23 protein-coding genes are annotated in these 21178 nt (G+C 72.8%); 10 read left to right on the forward strand and 13 right to left on the reverse strand.

All coding sequences use genetic code 11. The features are described 5' to 3' along the window. Nucleotides 1-187: 187 nt before the first annotated feature. Both IE237_RS07280 and IE237_RS07285 read right to left on the reverse strand, forming a co-directional pair. Nucleotides 188-820: a hypothetical protein gene (locus tag IE237_RS07280; RefSeq protein ID WP_189800971.1), complete on the reverse strand. Its 633-nt coding sequence runs from the start codon at nt 818-820 to the stop codon at nt 188-190. A 1-nt stretch (nt 821) separates the two neighbouring features. Continuing rightward, nucleotides 822-1445 carry a hypothetical protein gene (locus IE237_RS07285; protein WP_229842408.1) on the reverse strand — a complete coding sequence of 208 codons (624 nt, stop codon included), beginning with the start codon at nt 1443-1445 and terminating at the stop codon, nt 822-824. Between the two features lie 130 nt (nt 1446-1575). On the opposite strand from IE237_RS07285, the gene IE237_RS07290 reads away from it, so the two are divergent. Beyond that, nucleotides 1576-2703 (forward strand): sensor histidine kinase, encoded by a 1128-nt coding sequence (locus tag IE237_RS07290; protein WP_189800972.1) that lies wholly within the window; start codon nt 1576-1578, stop codon nt 2701-2703. Further along, a complete protein-coding gene (locus IE237_RS07295; protein WP_189800973.1) occupies nt 2700-3410 on the forward strand; it encodes a response regulator in 711 nt (236 codons plus the stop codon). Before IE237_RS07290 ends, IE237_RS07295 begins: the two co-directional genes overlap by 4 nt. A 67-nt stretch (nt 3411-3477) precedes the next feature. On the opposite strand, the gene IE237_RS07300 is transcribed toward IE237_RS07295, so the two are convergent. Next, on the reverse strand, nt 3478-4065 hold the full coding sequence (locus IE237_RS07300) for a histidine phosphatase family protein (protein ID WP_189800974.1): 588 nt from the start codon (nt 4063-4065) through the stop codon (nt 3478-3480). 245 nt (nt 4066-4310) lie between these two features. Here IE237_RS07300 and IE237_RS07305 point away from each other — a divergent pair, with 245 nt between their 5' ends. Further along, nucleotides 4311-4931, forward strand: a complete 621-nt coding sequence (locus IE237_RS07305; RefSeq protein WP_189800975.1) for a phosphoribosylanthranilate isomerase — start codon at nt 4311-4313, stop codon at nt 4929-4931. A 44-nt stretch (nt 4932-4975) separates the two neighbouring features. Here IE237_RS07305 and IE237_RS07310 read toward each other — a convergent pair whose 3' ends face one another. Together IE237_RS07310 and IE237_RS07315 are read right to left on the reverse strand one after the other, a co-directional pair. Continuing rightward, the gene (locus IE237_RS07310) at nt 4976-5509 is read right to left on the reverse strand and encodes a hypothetical protein (protein WP_189800976.1); all 534 of its coding nucleotides are present in this window, start codon (nt 5507-5509) and stop codon (nt 4976-4978) included. After that, nucleotides 5509-5754, reverse strand: coding sequence for a helix-turn-helix transcriptional regulator (locus IE237_RS07315; protein WP_189800977.1), 246 nt, complete (start codon nt 5752-5754; stop codon nt 5509-5511). Before IE237_RS07315 ends, IE237_RS07310 begins: the two co-directional genes overlap by 1 nt. Before the next feature lie 185 nt (nt 5755-5939). On the opposite strand from IE237_RS07315, the gene IE237_RS41600 reads away from it, so the two are divergent. Continuing rightward, nucleotides 5940-6032, forward strand: coding sequence for a putative leader peptide (locus tag IE237_RS41600; protein ID WP_368858562.1), 93 nt, complete (start codon nt 5940-5942; stop codon nt 6030-6032). A 123-nt stretch (nt 6033-6155) separates the two neighbouring features. After that, the gene (locus IE237_RS07320; protein WP_229842409.1) at nt 6156-7559 is read left to right on the forward strand and encodes a sulfatase family protein; all 1404 of its coding nucleotides are present in this window, start codon (nt 6156-6158) and stop codon (nt 7557-7559) included. Nucleotides 7560-7633: 74 nt separating this feature from the next. Here the strand turns inward: IE237_RS07320 and IE237_RS07325 are convergent, their stop codons facing one another. The 7 genes from IE237_RS07325 to IE237_RS07355 form a co-directional block, all read right to left on the reverse strand. Next, on the reverse strand, nt 7634-9298 hold the full coding sequence (locus IE237_RS07325; protein ID WP_189800979.1) for a flavin monoamine oxidase family protein: 1665 nt from the start codon (nt 9296-9298) through the stop codon (nt 7634-7636). Between the two features lie 35 nt (nt 9299-9333). Further along, on the reverse strand, nt 9334-10230 hold the full coding sequence (ddaH, locus tag IE237_RS07330) for a dimethylargininase (RefSeq protein ID WP_189801601.1): 897 nt from the start codon (nt 10228-10230) through the stop codon (nt 9334-9336). Continuing rightward, the gene (locus tag IE237_RS07335; RefSeq protein WP_189800980.1) at nt 10227-11429 is read right to left on the reverse strand and encodes an argininosuccinate synthase; all 1203 of its coding nucleotides are present in this window, start codon (nt 11427-11429) and stop codon (nt 10227-10229) included. The genes ddaH and IE237_RS07335 overlap by 4 nt, the downstream gene beginning before the upstream one ends. Further along, on the reverse strand, nt 11426-12007 hold the full coding sequence (locus IE237_RS07340; RefSeq protein ID WP_189800981.1) for a formyltransferase family protein: 582 nt from the start codon (nt 12005-12007) through the stop codon (nt 11426-11428). Before IE237_RS07340 ends, IE237_RS07335 begins: the two co-directional genes overlap by 4 nt. Next, complete coding sequence (yedA, locus tag IE237_RS07345) at nt 11982-12908, reverse strand: drug/metabolite exporter YedA (RefSeq protein WP_189800982.1); 927 nt, start codon at nt 12906-12908, stop codon at nt 11982-11984. Before yedA ends, IE237_RS07340 begins: the two co-directional genes overlap by 26 nt. A 15-nt stretch (nt 12909-12923) precedes the next feature. Then, nucleotides 12924-13667, reverse strand: coding sequence for a 2OG-Fe dioxygenase family protein (locus IE237_RS07350; protein ID WP_189800983.1), 744 nt, complete (start codon nt 13665-13667; stop codon nt 12924-12926). 85 nt (nt 13668-13752) lie between these two features. Further along, on the reverse strand, nt 13753-14988 hold the full coding sequence (locus tag IE237_RS07355) for a 3-dehydroquinate synthase family protein (RefSeq protein ID WP_189800984.1): 1236 nt from the start codon (nt 14986-14988) through the stop codon (nt 13753-13755). 157 nt (nt 14989-15145) lie between these two features. Between IE237_RS07355 and IE237_RS07360 the strand changes: the two genes are divergently transcribed. From IE237_RS07360 to IE237_RS07370, 3 genes are all read left to right on the forward strand, one after another. Then, a complete protein-coding gene (locus tag IE237_RS07360; RefSeq protein WP_189800985.1) occupies nt 15146-15823 on the forward strand; it encodes a response regulator transcription factor in 678 nt (225 codons plus the stop codon). Nucleotides 15824-15931: 108 nt separating this feature from the next. Continuing rightward, complete coding sequence (locus IE237_RS07365; protein ID WP_189800986.1) at nt 15932-18025, forward strand: histidine kinase; 2094 nt, start codon at nt 15932-15934, stop codon at nt 18023-18025. Nucleotides 18026-18084: 59 nt separating this feature from the next. Beyond that, complete coding sequence (locus tag IE237_RS07370) at nt 18085-18330, forward strand: hypothetical protein (RefSeq protein ID WP_189800987.1); 246 nt, start codon at nt 18085-18087, stop codon at nt 18328-18330. 234 nt (nt 18331-18564) lie between these two features. Here the strand turns inward: IE237_RS07370 and IE237_RS07375 are convergent, their stop codons facing one another. Further along, nucleotides 18565-19788: a saccharopine dehydrogenase family protein gene (locus IE237_RS07375; protein WP_189800988.1), complete on the reverse strand. Its 1224-nt coding sequence runs from the start codon at nt 19786-19788 to the stop codon at nt 18565-18567. Between the two features lie 120 nt (nt 19789-19908). Here IE237_RS07375 and IE237_RS07380 point away from each other — a divergent pair, with 120 nt between their 5' ends. Both IE237_RS07380 and IE237_RS07385 read left to right on the forward strand, forming a co-directional pair. Next, on the forward strand, nt 19909-20631 hold the full coding sequence (locus tag IE237_RS07380; protein ID WP_189800989.1) for a TetR/AcrR family transcriptional regulator: 723 nt from the start codon (nt 19909-19911) through the stop codon (nt 20629-20631). 96 nt (nt 20632-20727) lie between these two features. Further along, on the forward strand, nt 20728-21126 hold the full coding sequence (locus tag IE237_RS07385; RefSeq protein WP_189800990.1) for a TOBE domain-containing protein: 399 nt from the start codon (nt 20728-20730) through the stop codon (nt 21124-21126). Nucleotides 21127-21178: the final 52 nt, after the last annotated feature.

Here is a 21178-nt window from a genome sequence, read left to right on the forward strand (position 1 = left end):
GCTAACCGGGCTCTCTGGTGTGGCGCGCCGGAATGGATTCCCGTCGTACCGGATCGCCCAGGTGGGGCCCTCAGGCCCCCCTGCCGGCGCCCGGACAGGGAAGCGCCGCCCAGGGGATTCTTGGCGCGCCGGCCCTGGTGGAACGGTGACCGGTGGGTATCCAGGAGCGCGAGCGCAAGGCGCCGTCTCATCGGGGCGCCACGCCGGCCACTGTCGCGGCGGGCCGGGGCCTGTGCCCCGCACGGCGCCGCCAGTAGGCGACGGTCAGCCAGCCGAGCAGAGGGCCCCACAGCAGGAGCGGCGCGTAGGCGGCGGCCATCAGCGCCGAGTGCCAGTCGTGCAGGGTCATCGGGTTGTCGGGCGGCAGCGGCCGCCAGTCGGCGGTCCGGCCGAAGGCCTCGGTGACGGTGGCCCAGCTCCACATCGCGGTCAGGATCGTTGCACCGAGCCCCGCGGGAATCACGGCCGCGAGCACCGGGACCGGCCGGCCTCGCAGGCGCGGGATCCAGCGTGGCCACACCTCGCCCCAGCCCGCGATCAGGCCGAAGGCCGGCAGCGCCAGCGCTTCGGACAGGACCGAGATCAGGAGGACGTAGAACTCCATCGGCAGCCAGGCCGGAACCTGCCCGCGCCCCGGGTGCAGACCGCCGTCGAGTGGCAGGTGGAAGGTGATCCCGGCGATCCGCCAGATGCTCGCGGGAAGCACGGTGAACGGGATGACGGCGGCCATGAGGCGGGTACCGCGCGAGACCCCCGCCACGGGGGTGTGGAAGGCGGCCCAGGCGGTCCGGAGCCGCCCGTGAGGCGCGGGCTCGCTCATCTCAGCGTCCTTTCGTGGTGGTGCGGCGGCGGTAGTAGGCGTGGGTGACGGCGCCGAGCAGCACCGGCCAGGCGACCAGCGGCAGGTAGCAGGCCACGAACAGCGCCTGTGACCAACCGCTGACCTCCAGGTGCGAGGTCGCCGTCCCCTTGTCACCGATCGACGGCGTGAAGTGGATGTGGAAGAGGACGGGGTTCAGGAAGAAGTACGCGACGAGCAGCATCAGCAGGGCCGCGCCGACGGTCGCCGGGATCACCGCCGCCTTGATCGCGACGCGGCGTCCGCCCAGGAGGGGTATCCAGCCCGGGAAGACCTCGCCCCAGGGCTTGACCAGACCGAGGGTCAGCAGCGCGAGCCCCTCGGAGACCACGGACAGGAGGAGGACGTAGAGGTAGTCGCTGAGCCGGGAGTGGTAGCCCGGGTTGGCGGAGTGGTCGGCCCCGGACACTCCGGCGGCCAGGAGCAGCCGCCAGATGCTGGAGGGCAGCACCACCAGCGGGACCGCGTGCGCGGCGAGCTGAGCCCAACGGGGGGTGCCAGGGACGTACTTCGGCTTCGCGGAGCCCCGCTTCGTGCGCTCGGACGTGGGGGCGGTGGTCGGTGGGGCCGACGGGATCGCTGTCATGCCTCAAGCGTGGTCGGGCCGCCACCCGTGCGGACATGTGCCGTTGGGCACCGAGATCGCGGGCGGGCCGGTCGCGGCCGTGCCGAAAGACACAGGCGCACACGGTGCCCGCACGCGTACCGTCGGGGTTGTGTTGATCATCACGGTCCCAGCCGTCCTGTCCGGCGCGGCAGCGCTGTTCGTCTTCGCGGGCCGGTCGCGGTCGCGTCCGCTGATCGCCTGGGCGACCGGAGCCGCCGCCGCGGTGTCGCTCGTCGTGACGGTCGCTCATCCGTCCGGAGCGACCGGCCCCGGGCCGGGCACGGTGGGCACGCTGGAAGCCGTCGCGCTGCTCGCCGTGCTGGTGCCGGTCACACGCCACGCCCCGCCGCCGCAGGCGATCGCGGCCGGAACGCTGGCCCACGTCGCGGTGACGCTGTGGGTGCTGCGCGCCTGGAGCATCGACTCGGTCCGTGGCATCGTCGGCGCCTGTGTCTTCTGGTCGTTGCTGGCGACCGGCGCGGCGGCGGGCGGGGTGTATCTGCGGGTGCTGGACGCCCGGCGGGTCAGCTCGGTGGCCGAGGCCCGGCGGCGGCAGCGCCAGGATCTGGCCCGGGACCTGCACGACTTCGTCGCCCACGACGTCAGCGAGATGGTCGCGCAGGCGCAGACCGGGCGGTTTCTCGGGTCGGACGATCCGGGTGTCGCGCTCGATGCGCTGCGGCGGGTCGAGGAGGCCGGGCTTCGGGCTCTGGCCGCGATGGACCGCACCGTGCACATGCTCCACGACCAGCGGGACGGCGATCCCCGACACACGGTCAAGGGCCTGGACGAGGTGCCGGAACTGGTCCGGCGCTTCCGCGAGTCGAGCGCGGGCCGGATCGAACTCGCCATCGCCCCGGGCCTGCTCGACCAGGTCGCCCGCGAGGTCTCCGGCACGGGGTACCGGATCGTGGTGGAGGCGCTGACCAACGTGCGTCGCCATGCGCCGGACGCCGACGTGACCGTGACGCTGGACCGGTCGGCGTCCGGACTCACCGTCGCCGTCAGCAACAGTGCCGCCGCCGGCCGGTCGCGGCAGCAGGGCGACCGGGCCGGTGGGCTGGGGCTGCCCGGCCTGGCCGAGCGGGTGACCTCGCTCGGCGGATCGCTGACGGCCGGGCCCCGCCCCGGCGGCGGCTGGCACCTGGCGGCCGAGCTGCCGCTCGCGGGCGACCGAGGCACCCGCCGCCCCTCCCTTCCCGCCCTCTACCGCCCCGGAAAGGCCCAGCCCCGATGAGCGACACCTCGACGACCACGGCACCGCCCCACACCGGCCCGATCCGCGTCCTGCTCGCCGACGACCAGGAGAGCATCCGCAGTGCCTTCCGGATGGTCCTCGACGCCCAGCCGGACATCCAGGTCGTCGGCGAGGCCGCGGACGGCGGCGCCGCGGTCGAGCTGGCCCGGCAGTTGCGGCCGGACGTGGTCCTCGCCGACATCCGCATGCCGCGCATCGACGGGCTCGAACTCACCCGCCTGCTGGCCGGCCCCGACGTGGCCGCCCCTCTCCGGGTGGTCGTGGTGACCACGTTCGACCTGGACGAGTACGTGCACGCCGCGCTCCGAAACGGCGCCGCGGGTTTCCTTCTCAAACGATCGGGTCCGACCCTGCTGATCGAGGCGGTCCGCGCGGCGGCGGTAGGGGACACCCTGATCAGTCCGCAGGTCACGGTCCGGCTGCTGCGCGAACTCACCGCCGGTCCGACCGCGACGGACCCGGACGAAGGAGCGGAGCCGCTGACCGACCGTGAGCGGGAGATCGTGACGCTGCTGGCCGGCGGCGGCACCAACGCAGAGATCGCGGCGCGGCTCTTCATCGCCACCGGGACGGTGAAGAACCACGTGGCGAGCGTCCAGCGCAAGCTGGGAGTGCGCAACCGGGTCGGCATCGCCGCCTGGGCCTGGGAGCACGGGGTCTGCCGGCCCTCACCCGGCCACCTGTGATCGAGCCGCCCCGGCCATGATCCGCCGGACAGGTCCCGGCCGGACCTCGCGTCCCGGTGTGCCCTTGCTACGGGACGTTCCAGGCGGAGAGGAACGGCTGCCCGTCCTCGATCGCCAGGAAGCCGAGCGTGCCCGGGTGCGGGTGGCCGAGCAGGCGACTGGCCGAGGCGTCGAGGCCGAGCCAGCGCACGGTGAGCACCCGTGCCAGATGACCGTGCGCGACGACGGCGACGTCGCCGCCGCTCAGCAGCGGGCGAATCCGGTCCAGTACGGCGTCGGTGCGGGCGGCCACCTGCGCGAGCTCTTCGCCGGGATGGTCGGCGTCGCCCGGGACGACGCCGTCCCGCCACAGGTCCCAGCCCGGCCTCGACGCGCGGATCTGCTCGGCGGTCAGGCCCTCGTAGCCGCCGTAGTCCCACTCCAGCAGGTCCGGATCGGGCTTGACGCCGGTCAGACCGGCCAGCTCGGCGGTCCGCATGGCGCGGCTCAGCGGACTGCTGAACACATGGGCCGGTCGGTGGCGGGCGAGCCTCGGCGCGAGAGCCCTGGCCGCGGCCTCGCCCGCGTCCGTCAGCGGAACGTCCGTCCGGCCGGCGTGCCGGCCCGAGAGGCTCCACTCGGTCTGACCGTGCCTGATCACTATCAGCTCACCCATGGCCGGGCACGCTATCCGATCTTGCGCGGAGCCGAGATGGATTCTCCACCACCGCCTTCGCCGTCCCTCACGTGCCACGGGCGGAAACCGGCCGACCGGAGGCCTCACGGAGGTCGGACCGGGCCGTTGTCCCCACGGCGCGCTCCCGGCGCCGGGTCCGGCAGGCGGCGTCGATCCGTGTCCGGCTCGCCGCCGGAGGTGAGTAGGCTCGGGGTGCCACGCCGGGGTCAGCAGAGGAGAGACACGTGTTCGTGAAGGTGTGCGGGCTCGGGACGGTCGCCGACATCGATGTGGCCGTCGCGGCCGGGGCCGACGCCGTCGGTCTGGTCGTCAGCGGGACCAGCGTGCGCGGGCTCGACCCGGAACGGGCCGTACGGCTCGCCGCTCATGTGCCGCCCGGCGTCCTGTCCGTGCTCGTGGTCAACGACACCCCCGCCGTCGACGCCGCCCGCATGGCCGGAGACCTCGGCATCGGCGCGCTGCAACTGCACGGCAGGGCCTATCGCGAGGAGGACTTCGCGGCCGCCGCCGAGGTCTTCCCCCGGCTGTGGCGGGCCACGTCCCTGAGCGACCGTCCCGACACGCGGGTCGGTGCCTACGGCGAGGAGGTCCTCCTCCTCGACTCGCCCCGGGCCGGTTCCGGCGAACCGTGGGACCTGTCCCTGCTCGAGACGGCCCGGCCCGAAGGCGCATGGCTGCTCGCCGGTGGGCTCGCGCCGCACAACGTCGGCGAGGCGATCGGCCGGGCCCGGCCCTGGGGGGTCGACGTGTCCAGTGGCGTCGAGTCGGCGCCGGGCGTCAAGGACCACGAGCTGATCCGTGCCTTCGTCACCGCCGCGAAGCAGGCCGTCCCCCGGGGAGCCTGACCCGGCCGGCGGGGCCTGCCACCGGATGCGGCAGGCCCCGGGCCTCAGGCCCCGGCCCCGACTTCGCCGATGTCGCCCATGTCGTCGACCAGGTCGTCCTTGACCCGCAGCCCCGCCACCCACAACGGCATCATCCAATGCGCGGCGAGCACACCGACGAGGACCGGGGTCACGGCCGCCCGCAGGGGCTCGTCCGTCAGGACACCGTAGGAGCCGGCTGCGACCACCACGGCCACGAGCAGCCACAGGGTGATGCGGTGGGCCAGGGCGCGGACCTGGTCGCGTTCGACGAGCTGGCGCTCGTCGAGCATCCGGCCGCGCAGTTCGAGCAGTCCGCGCGTGGAGCCGTTGAGCATGCCGGTGAGCAGCACCCAGGGCAGCAACAGCACGGCGACCACGATCGCCGGGCCGTATCCGGGCCCGAAAACCGTGCCGATCCAGGCGGCCACGCCGGCGACGGTGAGGACGACGTGCGCCCCCACCAGCACGCGGCGCCGGGTCACGGTGGCATAGACCGCCGCCGCCCGTCGGTCGTTCATCACGGCGTACATCCGTCGGTCGTAACGCGTCGCGGTCATCACTGCTTCCTCCCGTAGACCTCGTCGGTGAGCGGCTGGAACGGCTCCAGGGAGAACAGCGCCTCCACCGGCAGTCCGAAGAACCGGGCCACCTTCAGGGCCAGGTCGAGGCCGGGGTTGTACTGGCCGCGTTCGATGTAGCCGATGGTCTGGTAGTGGACTCCCACTGCCTCGGCCAGTGCCTGTCGCGACACTTTGCGCTCTGCCCTGACAACGGCCAGCCTGTTGTGCACCTGCTCGCTCATGTATAAGAAGTACTACATTCGAATGCAGGAGCACAACATCCCCAGGGCTTCCGCCTGACGGTTCGACAGTCGGCCGCACGCGGCCCCGCAAGGATTTCTCCGGCGTTTCGATCATGCGAACTACGCGCGTCAACCAGCCCGTTCGCCGTTGACGGCCCCTTCCGGCTCGACGAGACTCCTGCCTCATGCAGCCCTCGTGTGACCACTCGGTCACCCTCGTCCAGCGCCGGCACGTGGACCTCGTCCGTGTCGCGAGCGCCGTCTGTCGCTGCGTCTGACGGCCGGTCCGCTCACCCGCCGTACCCCCACGCTCCTCCGCCCGCCCCGCCCGCGGCGCCGTCCCCCGCCCGCCGGGCCCCGGAGGCATGCCCGCACGTCCGCACGCCCTTCTGGAGTCCCGTATGTCCACGCCCCTGTCCCGCCGCGCCCTCGGCGGGGTCGCCGCCGGTGCCGCCGCCGCGGCCGCCCTCGGCGCCACCGCGCCCGCCGCCCAGGCGGCCCCCGCGACCGACGCGCAGGAGCGTCCGTTCCGGGCCGCGCACCCGCGCCGCCACTCCCGGCGGCCCAACATCCTCTTCATCCTGGGCGACGATCTCGGCTGGGCCGACCTCTCCTCCTACGGCTCCCCCCACATCCGTACGCCCCACCTCGACCGCCTCGCCCGCGAGGGCGTCCGCTTCACCGACGCCTACTCCGGCTCCGCGACCTGCTCCCCCACCCGCTTCAGCCTCTACACCGGCCGCTACCCGGGCCGTACGAAGGGCGGGCTCGCCGAGCCGATCGCCGACAAGTCCGTCGGCCTGGAGCCCACCCATCCCACGCTCGCCTCGCTGCTGCGGGACTCCGGCTACGCGACCGCCCTCATCGGCAAGTGGCACTGCGGCTACCTGCCCGACTACTCGCCCACCCGTTCCGGCTGGGACGAGTTCTTCGGCAACTTCGGCGGGGCCCTGGAGTACTACTCCAAGCTCGGCCTCGGCGGCGAGTACGACCTCTACGAGGGAGACGCCGAGTACAAGGACCTGCGCTACTACACCCGGATCCTCACCGAGCGGGCGAGTGAGTACGTCAACCGCGACCACGAGAAGCCCTGGCTGCTCAACCTGAACTTCACCACCCCGCACTGGCCCTGGATCGCCGACGGCGACAAGGAGGCGAGCGACGAGATCGTCCGCCGCATCAAGGCGGGTGACCGCTCGGCCCTCTGGCACCAGGACGGCGGCTCCGTCGAGAAGTACAAGGAGATGGTCGAGGACCTCGACCGCTCGATCGGGCAGGTCCTCAAGGCGCTGAAGCGTTCCGGTCAGGAGCAGGACACCCTCGTCTTCTTCGCCAGCGACAACGGCGGCGAGCGCTTCTCCTACAACTGGCCGCTCGCCGGCAACAAGGGCTCCCTCCAGGAGGGCGGCATCCGCGTCCCCTCGATCCTGCGCTGGCCCGCCCGGATCGACGGGGGCCAGGTCAGCGACCTGCCCGTGTTCTCGCCCGACTGGACCGCGACCCTGCTCGACCTGGCCGGGGCCCGCCCCCACCCCGCGTACCCCCTCGACGGCACCAGCCTCGCCGGGCATCTGCTGCGCGGCGCCGAGGTGCCCGAGCGGGACCTCTTCTGGCGGGTGCGGGGTGAGCGGGCGCTGCGGCGCGGCGACTGGAAGTACTACCGGGGCAAGTCCGGTCGCGACCAGCTCTTCCGCCTGACCGGGGACGCGCGCGAGCAGGCGGACCGGGCGCCGTTCGAGCAGGCCCGGCTCGCCGAACTGCGGTCCGCCTGGGAGCGGATCGACGCGGGGCTGCTCCGCTACTGACTCCCGTTCCGCCCCGGCCCGCCGTCCTCCCGGACGGGGGGAGCGGGCCGGCGTGCGGAACCCTTCGTGTCGCCTCAGACCAGGCCCTGCGTGAGGGCGACGGAGTCCGGGACGGTGATCACCTCCCGGACCGTCCGGGGCATCACGCCCAGGATCTGCTGGGTGACGTACTGGGCCGACATCATCGCTCCCTCCTGCCAGCCCGGCAGCGGGGAGATCTGGTCGCCGGTGACGTAGAAGACGTCACCGCCCTCGGGCTGGAGGAGTTGCCGGTAGGCCGTGCGGTGGTCCTCGCGGTCCGGGTTCCATTCCGGCCAGCCGCCGAGCTGGTAGGGGACCTTGTGCCAGGCGAGGGTGATGCCCTTGTCCTGGGGGACGAGGGTGTCGTCCGCGAACTCGGGGTGCAGTTCGGTGGCCCCCGCGCGGGCCAGCGCCAGTCGTTCGCCGGTGGACAGGCCGCCGAAGTACTCGGCGTCCGCGCCGAAGTTGTAGGCGCCGGTCAGCGTGCCCGTGGCGGAGAAGTAGCCCGTGGACGGGTACCAGATCTGCGTGATGGTGTGCGAGGTCCAGCTGATGCCCCCGTACACGCATGCGCCGTCGTCCTCCCAGAAGCGCCGGTTGGCCTGCCAGCCCGCCTTGCAGGTCTTCTCGAACTCGACGACCCGGACGGCGGACTCGAACGCCGGCGAGAAACCGGTCCGGCCGACGCCCCTGAGCACCGGTACGGGGATGCTGCTCACGCAGTGGCGGGCCTCGGCCCGGAAGGTCCTGCCGTCCCTGCGGTAGGTCACCCGGGCGCGGGGCAGGTCCGTGCCCGCCGTGATGGCGATGTCGGTCACCTCGGCGCCGAGCACGATGTCCGCGCCCGCGCGCCGGGCCTGCCGTGCCAGCGCCTCGACGATCCGGTCCATGCCGCCGGTCGGCTGGAACATCGACGGCTGCCACGGGTGGTCGAGCGGCTGGTAGAACCGCGTCTTCCAGAATCCGGACTCGATCAGCTCCTCAAAGGTCAGTGGCGGTACGGGAACCGGGAACGGCTCGCCCTCCGCCGGATCGTGAAGATGGCCCGACCGCTGGGCCACGGAATACTTGCCGTCGTCGTCGAGCGCCCCGAACACCCGCAGCAGATCACGGACCTCGCGGGTGAACGCGTCGTCCGTCGTCAGCGTCTCCGCGAGCTTCGCCGCGAGGTGGCCGCGCGTGTCGTTGGCCACCCGGCGGTGGGGCAGGGCGTGGGCGAGGTGCGGCGGACGGACGAGATTGGCCGTGGTCTCCATGACGTACGGCTCCAGCTCCACCTGGAACGCACGGCAGTACGAGAGCACCCTGCGGTGGTGGTACGGGATGCGGCCCGGGCCCATGTCGAGGTACAGCCCGTCGTCGAACGCGCAGGTGTGGGTGCGGACGGGGACGCCGGACCGGTCGTCGATCTCGTACAGCTCGTCGCCCCTGCGCACCGTGCGGCTGCGTCCGCCGATCCGATGCGCCGCCTCCAGGACGGTGCAGTCGTAGCCGAGCCGGCTCAGCTCGTACGCCGTGGTCAGGCCGGCGACTCCGGCGCCGAGGATCAGCACCTTCTCGCCCGGCCGCAGGGGCTCCGGGAGCCGCGGCGGGCCGATCCAGCCGGTCGCGCCCGGGCCGGCGGCCCCGGTCATGGCATGGTGGAGCGCGCGTGCGGTGGGTTCCGCGGGGATCGGCGGTGGGACCGTCCGCTCGAATCGGTCGTTCTCGGGGAGCATGTCTTAACCTCTTCTCCGTGGTGCAGGGGGCGGGCTCAGCCCGGACGCAGCTCCAACGTGCAGCACTTCACGCTGCCACCCGCCTTCAGGAGCTCGGACAGATCGACCCCGATCGGCTCGAAGCCGCGCGCCGCGAGCACCCCGGCCAGGCGGGTCGCGGCCGCCGGCAGCAACACGTGCCGGCCGTCCGAGAGCGCGTTGAGTCCGAAGGCCGCCGCGTCCTCGGCCTCCGCCAGGACCGCGTCGGGGTACAGGGTCTCCAGGAGCGCGCGGCTCCCCTCGGAGAACGCCGGCGGGTAGTACATGATCTCGGTGTCGGAGAGCACGCTCAGGGCCGTGTCCAGGTGGTAGTACGCGGGGTCCACCAGGGTGAGGGTGACCACCGGGAGGCCGAAGAACTCCTCGGCCTCCTCGTGCGCCCGGGGCTCCGTGCGGAAGCCGGTCCCGGCCAGGATGGTCCGGCCCACGAGCAGGTAGTCGCCCTCGCCCTCGTTGACGAAGCGCGGGGCGCGGATCGTCCCGTAGCCTCGGTCGGCGGCCTGCTCGGCGAACCAGGACAGGTACGCCGGTCCTTCCGCGGCCCGCTCCGGGTGGCGGAAGCGGGCGCCGAGCACCCGGCCACCGATGACGGTGGCCCCGTTGGCGGCGAAGACCATGTCCGGCAGCCTCGGGTCGGGGCGGATCTCCTGGACGGTGTGCCCGAGCCGGCGGTACAGGTCGCGCAGCCCGGCCCACTGCCGCAGGGCACGCGACGGGTCGGCGCCCTCCTCCGGCCTCATCCACGGGTTGATGGCGTAGGTGACGTCGAAGTGCGTGGGTCTGCACATCAGGAACCGGCGCGGGGTCGCGGTCCTCGGTGCCCGGCGGCTCGCCGGTACGCGCTCGGCCAGGGGCCGCGGCGGCCGAGGGGCCTTCACCGGTGCGTGCTTCATGTCCATGACGCGCCTCCTCGGCGCAGGCCCGCCACCCGGGCGGGCATCGACCAGACGTAGGAGAATCCATCGCCCGCCCGCTGGTCGTAGCCGTTGTCCGCCTCGTACGAGGCGAAGTCCGGGTGGTACAGCGAATGCGGGGAGGAGCGGCCGACCGTGGTGGCCGAGCCTTTGTAGAGCTTCACCGTCACCGTGCCGGAGACGTGTTCCTCGATGTCCTCGAAGAACGCGTCGAGGGAGGTGCGGAGCCTCGTGAACCACTTGGCGTCGTAGACGAGCTGGGCGTAGCGACGGCTCATGCCCGCCTTGTACTGGAACAGGTCGCGTTCGAGGACCAGGTTCTCCAGTTCCCGGTGCGCCTCGTAGAGGACCGCGGCCGCGGGGCTCTCGTACACCCCGCGCACCTTCAGGCCGACCAGCCGGTTCTCCATGATGTCGATCCGGCCGACGCCGTGCCGCCCGGCGCGTTCGGCGAGGCGCTCGACCAGCTGCACCGGGCCCAGGGCTTCGCCGTCGAGGTGGGTGGGGATCCCCCGCTCGAAGGTGACGCGCACCAGCTCGGGCCGGTCGGGGGCGGACTCGGGCGGCACGGTCGCCGTGTAGACCTCCTCCGGCGGGGCGAGCAGCACGTCGTCCAGCGGGCCGCATTCGACGCTGCTGCCCCACAGGTTGGTGTCGCGGCTGTACGGGCTCGATGTGAAGGCGGGGGTCTGGACGCCGTGTGCGCGGGCGAAGGCGATCTGGGCGGAGCGTGTGGTCAGGTCCCATTCCAGGACGGGCGAGATGATGCGCATGGCCGGGTCGAGGGCGGTGATGCCGGCGTAGAACCGGACCTGGTCGTTGCCCTTGCCGGTGGCGCCGTGGGCGACGGCCTCCGCTCCCTCCGCGCGCGCGATCTCGACCAGCCGCTTCGCGATCAGGGGCCGGCTCAGCGAGGCGGCCATGAAGTACTTTCCCTCGTAGACGGCGTCGGCGCGCAGCGCCCGGAAGGCGTACCGGGTGAGGAACTCGTGACGCAGGTCCTCGACGTACACCTTGGCCGCGCCGTTGCGTTCGGCCCGGGAGCGGACCTCGGTGAGGTCCTCGCTCTGCCCCAGGTCCGCGCAGAAGGCGATGACCTCGGCGCCGTAGGTCCGCTGGAGCCAGGCGAGCGCCAGGGAGGTGTCGAGTCCGCCCGAGTAGGCGAGGACGATCTTCATGACGGCCCCCTCCGGGTCGTCGTGCGGAGCTTGTGGAGCATGGCCCTGGTGTAGAGCCGTTCGCCCCACTGTTCTTCGGAGGCGGGTAGTTCCCGTCCTGCCGCGATCATTCCGATCACCTCGTAGAAGAGGACCAGGCAGTGGGCGGCGGTGCGGGCGCTGAGCGAGGCCGCGGTCTCGCCGGGGGCGATGGGGAAGCGGTTGACCTTGACGATCGGGCCCGCGTCGATGCGGGGCACGATGTGGTGGCTGGTGGCGCCGAACTCCGTGCCTCCTTCGAGGAGGACGAAGTCGTAGCCTCCGACGCCGCGGAACCGGGGTGTGGCCGGGTGGAAGTTGAGGGCGCTGACGGCGGCCCGTGCGAGGGTCTCGGGCTTCAGGAGGAGGTCCGCCTTGAAGCAGAAGATGTGGTCGCCGTGCCAGGTCTCGTGGACGCGGGGCGGGGGGTCGCCGTGGTCCCACAGGACGAGGGAGACGTGGCCGAAGACGTCGCGCAGGTGGGCGGCGGCCAGCCGGCTCCAGTGGGAGGTGTCCCCGATGAAGAGGACCTTCCTACTGGTCGTTCGTGTCGCGCACATCGTGGAGCTTCCTTCCTTGGAAGATGAACCGGACGGCGAGCAGGACCGCCGCCACGGCGAGCACGGTCAGGACGCTGACGCGCTCGGAGAGGATCCAGGCGCCGAGCAGCACGGCCACGGCCGGGGTGACCAGGGTGTAGCTGGTGGCGATGGAGGTTCGGACGGCGGTCAGCAGGTACATGTACGCGCTGTAGGCGAGCAGCGATCCGAAGACGACGAGGTAGCCCCATGCCCACAGCGCCGCCGTGTCCGGCATGTGCTCGACGCGCTCCCCGGCGAGGAGTCCGGCGAGGCTGACGAGGGTGCCGCCCGCGAGCATCTCCCCGGCGTAGGCCATCGGTCCGCGCGGCAGGTCGAGGTGCTGGCTGAGCACGGAGCCGAGCGACCAGCTGATCGCGGCGGCGATGATGACGGCCGAGCCCTTGGCGCCGCCGCCGAGGCCTCCGTCGAGCGCGAGCAGCACGACTCCGGCGAGGCCGAGCGAGATGCCGTACACCTCCAGGCGGTTGGGCCAGCGGCGGGTCGCGACGCCTGCCATGAGGGCGGTCCACACCGGGACGGTGGCGATGCCGACCGAGGCGAGTCCGCTGGAGATGGACCGCTCGGCGATGGCGATGCCGCCGACGCAGCCGCCCTGCATGAGTCCGCCGACGAGGGCGCAGTTGAGCCACTGCCGGCGGGTCGGCAGCCGGTGTCTCCGGGCCAGCAGGAACACCGCCAGGACGATGCCGCCCGCGAGGAAGCGGGTGCCCGTCATGAGCAGGGGCGGCATGGTGTCCAGGGTGTAGTCGATCGCGAGGTAGGTGGATCCCCAGACGACGTACACGGAGACGAGGCAGAGGATCACGGTCGGGGTGAGGGTGGACGGGGTGGACCGGGTCTCCCGGGTTTGCGTTGTCACGTCCGCGCCTCCCTTTCAGTCGCTCGCGCGGAGTCCGGGCGAGCAGGTGAAGCCGAGGATGAGGATGTCCCGGGTGGCCGGCCTGCCGGGGTCCACCGGGGCGGTGGGCGAGACGGAGTGCAGGACGTCGCGGTCGGACCAGAACATCGTGTCGAGGGGGTCTTCGAGCCGGAACTCGGCGATCACGTCTCCCGTTTCGCTGTGCACACGGGAGTCGCCGCCGCGCGTGTTGACGCGGTCCATCAGGTGGATGGCGCCGAAGTCGATCTCGTCCCGGTGGATGCCCTCCGGGGTGGGTTCGCCGGCCTCCCGTGCGGTGGCCCGGGTGCGGAACTGGTGGCAGGCGACCTCCCAGGGGTGGTCGAGGGCCTCCTCGTCGACGGGGAACCGGGAGAAGTCGAAGCGGATGAGCTCGCCCAGGAGCGGGTTGGCGACGGAGGTCCGGGTGACGGGGGCCACCTCTCGGTGGATGCCGCCCGCGTACCGGTTGGCCTCGGTCGACTGGAAGTACGCCCGGTGGGTGAGGAGTTGGACGGCGCGGGTGCGCGGCAGATACCGGAAGCGGGCGTAGCGGCGCTCTCGGAACGTGGCTCCGTCCTTGAGGTAGCGGTCGGGTTCCAGCCGGTTCCATTCGTCGGCGAGGGCCGGCCGCGCGGCCCGGGCGGTGGGGTCGACGGCGAGGTCGGCGCCGCGGACGAGGGCGTAGCCCCGGTGGCGCAGTGCGCCGGTGGTGGGGTTCGACCAGGTGATCCTGGGCATGTCGGTTCTCCAGACATTCGGTTCGGGACGGGGGGTTCGGGACTTCGGGGTCGGCTGTTCTTGTTCGACCCGGGGTCGTGTCCTGTCATCGACTCTCGGGTGCCTGGCGCCCCAGGGGCATGAGCGCGCGGTCCTGTCCCGGTCCCTGTCCCGGCCCTTGTCCCAGTCCCGGTCCCGACCCGTGTCCCGGTGCGAAGGTCTCGAGCGCGGCGCGCAGGATGCCGGTGTCCACGGGGGTGAGGGCGCGGCCCCGCTCCAGGTGCGGGGCGCCCAGGTCGTCGAGGAGGACCAGGCGTACGCGGTCCGCGCCGGTCCGGGCGGCCCGCTGGCGCGGCGGGCGACGCCCGGCGGAGCCTGACAGGAGTGCCGCGAGCACGTCCTCGGCGTCGGTCCCGGGAGGCAGGGCGGAGGGGCCGCCCGCCCGTTCCACCAGCTCGGCGTGGGCCAGTTCGGCGGAGACGCCCTGGAGCCCGGAGAGGCGTGCGACGCGCGCGGCGACCAGCAGGCCGAGCAGTGCGTCGGCGCCGTGGGGCAGGGTCCCGTGGCGGGCGCTCGCGCGCAGGGCCCGCGCCAGGGCCCGGCCGTAGTGCAGGGCCGCCGCCGGGCCGGTCTCCAGCGGGTCGTAGGTCAGCAGCGCGGCGCGGACCTCCAGGCACAGGGAGAGGAACCCGGCGACGGTCTCCGGGGCGTAGCGGCCGTCGCGCAGGAGCCGGCCGGCCACCTGGTCGTACGATCCGGGGGCGACCGCGAGCACATCGCGCACGACCGCGCACACCCCGGCCCGCAGCGCCCCGGTGTCCAGGGTGTCCAGGAAGTCGAGCCACTCCAGGACCAGGACGGGTGCGGGATGCGGACCGGCGACGGGATCGACCAGGCCCGCGACGGAGAGCGCCGCGTCGGACATGGCACGCAGGGTGGTCGGCAGGCGAAGCAGCGGGGGGCGTGTCCCGTCCGGACGGGCGAGCCGGTCGGCGGCCCGGACGACCCGGCCGCCGCCGAGGGCCACGACCGCCGCGCCGTCGGGTACGACGCCCGGTTCGGCCGTGTCCCGGGGTGAGGCGGGCAGCTTGCGCACCTCGGCGGGCGCGACGGTCTCCACGAGGCGCAGCACCCGGTCGAGGTGGGCCTCCGGCAGCGAGGCTTCGGTGAGGACGACGATCCGGTCCGCGCCTGTCCGCCGTACGGCGAGGGGCAGTTCGTCCGTCGGACCGGCCCCGAGCCGCACCTGGACGGGCACGTGCAGGGGCCCGGCCTGGAGCGACCGGTCGAGGGTGAGGCCGCGGCGGAGGCCGGGGGTGAAGGCCGATGCGAGGGGGCACATGACGGATCGGGCTCCGTAGATCGGGAGGGGTTGCCCCTGCCACGATCCGTGGCCCTCGCTCCCAAGCGCATGAGATGGTCGCCCCGTTCGCGCCCTGCCCTTCCGAAGGACACGATCACTACCGTACGTAACGAATGGTTACTGATAGTGTCGGCTTGTGCGCGAAGAAGACCGCCCCGTGCCCCGCGTCCTGATCGTCGATGACCATCCGCTCTTCCGTGAGGGGCTGAGAGCCGCCCTGGAGAGCAGTGGCGGTGCGGTGGTCGTCGCCGAGGCCACCACGGGTGGCGAGGTGCCGGAGTCCGTCGACCGACACCAGCCGGACGTGGTCATCATGGACCTCTCCCTGCCCGACATCTCGGGCATCGAGGCCACCCGCCGGCTCACCGAGGACCATTCCGGGCTCCCGGTCCTCATCCTCACGATGTCCGACGACGACGCCAGTCTCCTCGCGGCGCTCCAGGCCGGTGCGCGCGGCTACGTCGTCAAGGGCGCGGGCTCGGACGAGGTCCTGCACGCGCTGCGTACGGTCGCCGCCGGGGGTGCGGTCATCGGATCCGAGATCGCCGCCAGGCTCTCCCCGCTGCTCTCCGGGAGCCGGCAGCGGGACGCGGAGCAGCTCTTCCCCGCGCTGACCTCCCGTGAGGTCGAGGTGCTCGAACTGATCGCCCGCGGCCACGACAACCGGCGCATCGCCCGTGAACTCGTCCTGTCGGAGAAGACCGTGCGCAACCACATCACGCACGTCTTCGAGAAGCTCCAGGTGACCTCCCGCGCCGAGGCCGTCGCCCGTGCCCGCGACGCGGGCCTCGGCGAGGACACCGCGGGGAACTGAGACCCGTCGGGACCAAAGCGGGGGCCGGTCCGGGACAGGCGGCTCATGCGCCCGGGACCACGGGCGCACGAACCTGGGAAGCACCGCCGAGCCGGTGAGGAGGCCGATATGCGCGCAGGCCGTCGAGAGGCCCGGGACGCCCCCCGGTTGAGACCGGAGATGGTGCCCGCCTACGCGGTGTGCGTCCTCACCATGCTCGCCGGTGTCGTCTGGGCCGGGGTCACCCTCACCCGGCTGCACGATCCCGCGCTCCAGCACGTACGGCTGCATCTGGCCGCCGACCACGTCCTGCTCGGTCTGGGCCTCGCCCTCACCGGCATGGTGTTCGCGACCCGGCGCTCCGCCCGCGCCCTCGGCCGGCTGCTGCTCGGAGCCGGCTGCGCGCTGACCCTGGCGCAGACGCTCTCCCTGGTGGCCGTGGTCGCCGGGGTCGGTGCCGGGGCCTTCGCCGCCGTGCTGCTCTTCGCCCTCTTCGCGTACACCCTCCTCGGCGTCGTCATCTTCCCGCTCCCCCTGTGGCTGCCCGGGGGACGGCTGCCTGCCGTCTGGGGCCGCGCCTACGTGGCGGTGGTCGCGGCGTGGAGCGCCCTCCAGCAGTTCTACGCCTTCGCCCACCCCGGTTTCGTGTACTACGGGCGGCCCACCCCTCTCACGGGCGGCGCCTGGACCTGGCTGGAGGACCTGCTGACCCCCTGGATGGACACCGCCACCCTGTGGGTGCCGCCGGCCCTGGTCGCCCTCTCCGTCCTCCTCATGGCCGCCCGCTGGCACCGCACGCCGAAGCGGGAGCGGACGTACGCGGTCCTCGTGATCCCGTACGGGCTGTGGATCACCGTGCTGTACGTGCAGCGGTTCGCGGACGCCCCCGAGGGGTTCACCGTCATCGCGTTCTACGTCGCCGCGGCCGCCTGGCCCGCGACGCTCGGCTACCTCCACGCCCGGGAGCGGACCTGGGCCCTCGACCGGGCGGGGCGGCGGATCCTGACCAGTTTCGTCCTCACCTTCGTGCTGTTCATGGCGTACGTGGGCGGCGGCTTCGTCCTGTCGTACTTCGCGCCGGGCACCACGACGCCGAAGTCCGCGCTGATCGCCTCCGCCGCCCTGCTCGTGGGCGTGCTGCTGCGCCCCACCTCCCGCTGGGCCTCGCGGATGGTCGACCGCTACTACTACGGCGAGCGCGCCCAGCCCTACCAGGCGGTGCGCCAGCTCGCCGACCGACTGGGGCACGCCCTCGATCCCGGCGACATGCCGCGGCTGCTGTGCGACACGGTGGTCCACACGCTGCGGCTGCCCGGGGCGCGCCTCGTCATCAGCACCCGGCACGGGACGCGCGAGCTGGTCCGCAAGGGCGACCCGGGCATCGGCCAGGAGGAGTTCCCGCTGGTGTACCAGGGGGACGTCATCGGCCACCTCATGGTCCCGCCGCGCCACGGTGAGCTCGCCCTCGACCACCAGGACCGCGAGGCGGTGCGCCTCCTCGCGGACCACAGCGCGCCGGCCGTCGCCTCCCTGCGGCTCTACGAGGAGCTGCAGACGAGCCGCGAGCAGATCGTCCTGGCCCGGGAGGAGGAGCGGCGGCGCCTCCGGCACGACCTGCACGACGGTCTCGGTCCCGCGCTCTCGGGGCTGCGGCTCCAGGTCGACGCCGTCAGGTCGGCCATACCGGCCGAGCCCACGGCGCTGCGCTCGCTGACCGCCGTCTCCGAGGGCATCGGGCGGGCCATCGACGAACTGCGCCGGATCACCGTCGGTCTGGCTCCGGCCGCCCTCGACACCGCCGATCTGCCGCGGGCGCTCGAGCGGCTCGCCGAGCAGCTGGGCCGCACGGTGCGGATCACGGTGGGGCTGTGCCCGGAGCCCTTCCCCCGGCTTCCGGCGGCGGTGGAGGTCGCCGTCTACCGGATCGCGGCCGAGGCGCTGAACAACACGGTCCGCCACGCGCACGCCGACCGGGCCGAGGCGACGGTGGTCCTGGCGGGCGAGGCGGTGACCGTCGAGATCCGTGACAACGGGGACGGCATCCCGGCGGAGCGCGGCGAGGGCGTCGGGCTCTGCTCGATGGCCGAGCGGGCCGAGGAGCTCGGCGGCTCGTTCGAGCTGGTCGACACGGGTGCGGGCACGCTCGTGCGGGCGGTCATGCCCTGCGGGCAAGCCGGGACACATGTGGGACCTGAGGATCAGGCGTCCGGGACAGGCTCCTGAGCAGACTGAGGTATGTCAGTACGGCCCGACCGGCCGCCCCCACCACCTGGAGGACCGACATGCCCCCGGCCAAGTCCGCTCTCCGCACGACAGCGAAGGCGCTCATCGCGCCCGCCGTGATCGCGGCCGCCTTCGCGGCCTTCCGGAAGTTCCCGGGAGGCGGCACCCCGAACGCCACAGAGGCGGCCCGATTCCCTGGCGGCGGTACTCCCACCGCCACCGAGGAGGCCCGGTTCCCGGGTGGTGGCACCCCCACCGCCGACGGCGAGCAGCGCCGCTTCCCGGCCGGCGGAACGCCGACGTGACCTTCGCTCCGCACGACCGAGCCCCGGCCCGCACTCGGGCCGGGGCTCCCGTGTCACGGGTCCGGGTCGCCCGGGACTCCCTCCCGGAACCAGGCCGTCCTGCTGGACGGGCCATCCGCTCAGTGGACCCTGAAGGCCCGACGCCGACCGACGCTCCCCTCGGTGTGGCGGCCCCGGCGGCGGAGACCGCGGCACGAAGCCCGTCCCGCCACGACAGCCCACGGGGCGGCCCGCTCAGATCTCCTCGCGCAGCCCCCACGGGGATCCGTACGCGCCGAGAAGGTCGAGGAACGGGCGGGGCGGCAGGGCTTCCGGGCCGAGGACTCCGCTCGCCTTCCATGTGCCCGCGGCGATCAGTTCCAGGGCGATCACCGGGTTGAGGGCGGTCTGCCAGACGACCGCCTGGGAGCCGTACTCGCGCATCGTCCACTCGTTGTCGACGACGTGGTAGAGGTACACCTCGCGCGCCGCGCCGTCCTTGGTTCCCTTGACCCACGTACCCGCGCAGGTCTTGCCCTTCATGCGGTCGCCGAGCGTGGCCGGGTCGGGCAGGCAGGCGGCGACCACGTCGCGCGGCGAGACCTCGACCGGCCCGTCCGCGCCGGGGACGGTGACCTTCGCCGTGGAGTCGAGACCCAGCTCGTGGAGGGTCTTGAGCTTGGCGATGAAGTCGTCGCCGAGGCCGTACTTGAACGTCACCCGGCGCGCGTCGACCCAGCGGGGCATGAGCAGGACCTCCTCGTGCTCCACGTTCACGCACTCGACCGGGCCGATGCCCTCGGGGAAGTCGAAGACCTCCGGCTCGCTGAAGGGCGCCGTGGTGAACCAGCCGCGGTCCTTCTCGTAGATCACGGGCGGGTTGAGGCATTCCTCGATGGTGGTCCAGATGCTGAAGGAGGGGGCGAAGTCGTAGCCCTCGACGGTGAGGTTCGCGCCGTCGCGGACGCCGAGCTCCTCGATCTCGTCGAAGAGTTCATCGGCCGCGTAGCGTGCGAACACGTCCGAGAGGCCCGGCTCGACACCCATGCCGACCAGGGCGAGGCGGCCGGCCTTCTCCCAGTCGTCGGCCCGGGCGAACTGCTCGTCGCCCAGCTTGACCCCGCACTGCTCGTAGGGGGAGGTCGGGTGGGGCACGGACAGCGACATCGCCATGTCGACGTAGTGCGCGCCCGCGGCGAGCGCCGCGTCGAACAGCGGCATCACGAACCTGGGGTCGGTCGCGTTCAGCAGGACGTCGCAGTTCTCCTCGGCGAGGAGGCCACGGACCGCGGCCTCGTCGGAGGCGTCGATGCGGCGCGCGCTGAACCTGCCCGCCCGGTCGTCGAGCGCGGCGACGGCGGCCTCGGCGCGGGCCGGGTCGTAATCGGCGACGACCATGTGGGTCAGGAAGTCACGGCGAGCCGCGATACGGGTGACGGCGGTTCCGACGCCGCCCGCACCCACGAGAAGTACACGCATGTCACACACCCTGTCGTCGAGTCCTTCCCGGTGATGAATGCCCGGGAACACCTCGATCGAACACGACCCTGACCGTTAAGGTCTACAGCGTTGGCATAAGGACGGCGAGGTGGTGGCGCGATGCCGAAGAAGGTGGTTCCGGAGGGGGAACGGCGCAGACGGCGGCCGACCCGGCAGGGCACCGTCCTGTCGGAGAAGCTGATCGTGGAGACCGCGCTGCGGATGCTGCGGGAGCACGGCGGTGCCGGACTCACCGCGCGCCGGCTCGGGGCCGCCCTCGGTGCCGACCCGAGCACCGTGTACCGCTACTTCGCCGGCCTGGACGGTCTGACCAGGGCCATCGGCGAGGAGCTGATGGGGCGGGCGCTGGACAGCTGGACGGCCACCGGGGAGTGGCGTGCCGACCTGCGGTCCCTGGGCCTGGCCGTCCACGCCTCCTACCTCGCCCACCCCCAGGCCGCGCTGCTGACGGCGAGCCGCGTCACCGGCCGTCCCCGGGAGATCGAGGTGGACGAGACGATCCTCGGGATCCTGCGCGGTGCGGGCTTCGGCGACGCGGACGCCGTCGGGGTGTACCACGCCTTCATCGACCTGGCGCTGGCCTTCGCCGCCCTGGACGCGGGCGCGCTGGCCATCAAGGACGAGGTCAGGGAGGCCGACGAGCACATGTGGACCTCCACCTATGCCCGGCTGCCCGCCGAGACCCATCCGCACATCGCCGCCACGGCGCGTCTGCTGGCGGAGCGGATGAACGACAGCGCCTATCCGGTCGTCCTCGACACGCTCCTGGGCCGGGCGGAGGGGCAGCTGGCCGCGACCCGGAAGCGGGCCGCGGCCCCGTGAGTCCCCGTGCCGGGCGCGTGCGCCGCCCGCGACCATCGCGGCGGCGGCGTCGCGGCCGGACGCGTGGGTCCGGGGGCCGTGGCCTAGAGTGCCGGTGTGCCGTCGTACAGCATTGGGCAGGCCGCGCAGCTGCTCGGAGTGAGTTCGGAGACCGTTCGCCGGTGGGCGGACGGCGGCAAGCTCGGCATGGAACGCGACGGTTCCGGCAAGCGCACGATCGACGGGGTGGCGCTGGCCCGCTTCGCGGCGGAGCGCGGGGCGGGGCTGCACGCCGTGCCCGAGGACGACGTGCCGACGTCCGTGCGGAACTCGTTCGTCGGGATCGTGACCGCGGTACGGGTCGACGACGTCGCGGCGCAGGTCGAGGTCCAGTCCGGGCCGCACCGTCTGGTGTCGCTGGTGACGCGCGAGGCCGTCGAGGAGCTGGCTCTGGAGGTCGGTGTCACGGTCACCGCGCGCGTGAAGTCGACCAGCGTGCACATCGACCTTCCCTGAGACCTCCGCCTCCCCGTCCCGCGCCTCCCTCGGGGCGGAACACCGACCTCCC

Source organism: Streptomyces tanashiensis, from assembly GCF_014648895.1.
GTDB lineage: Bacteria > Actinomycetota > Actinomycetes > Streptomycetales > Streptomycetaceae > Streptomyces > Streptomyces tanashiensis.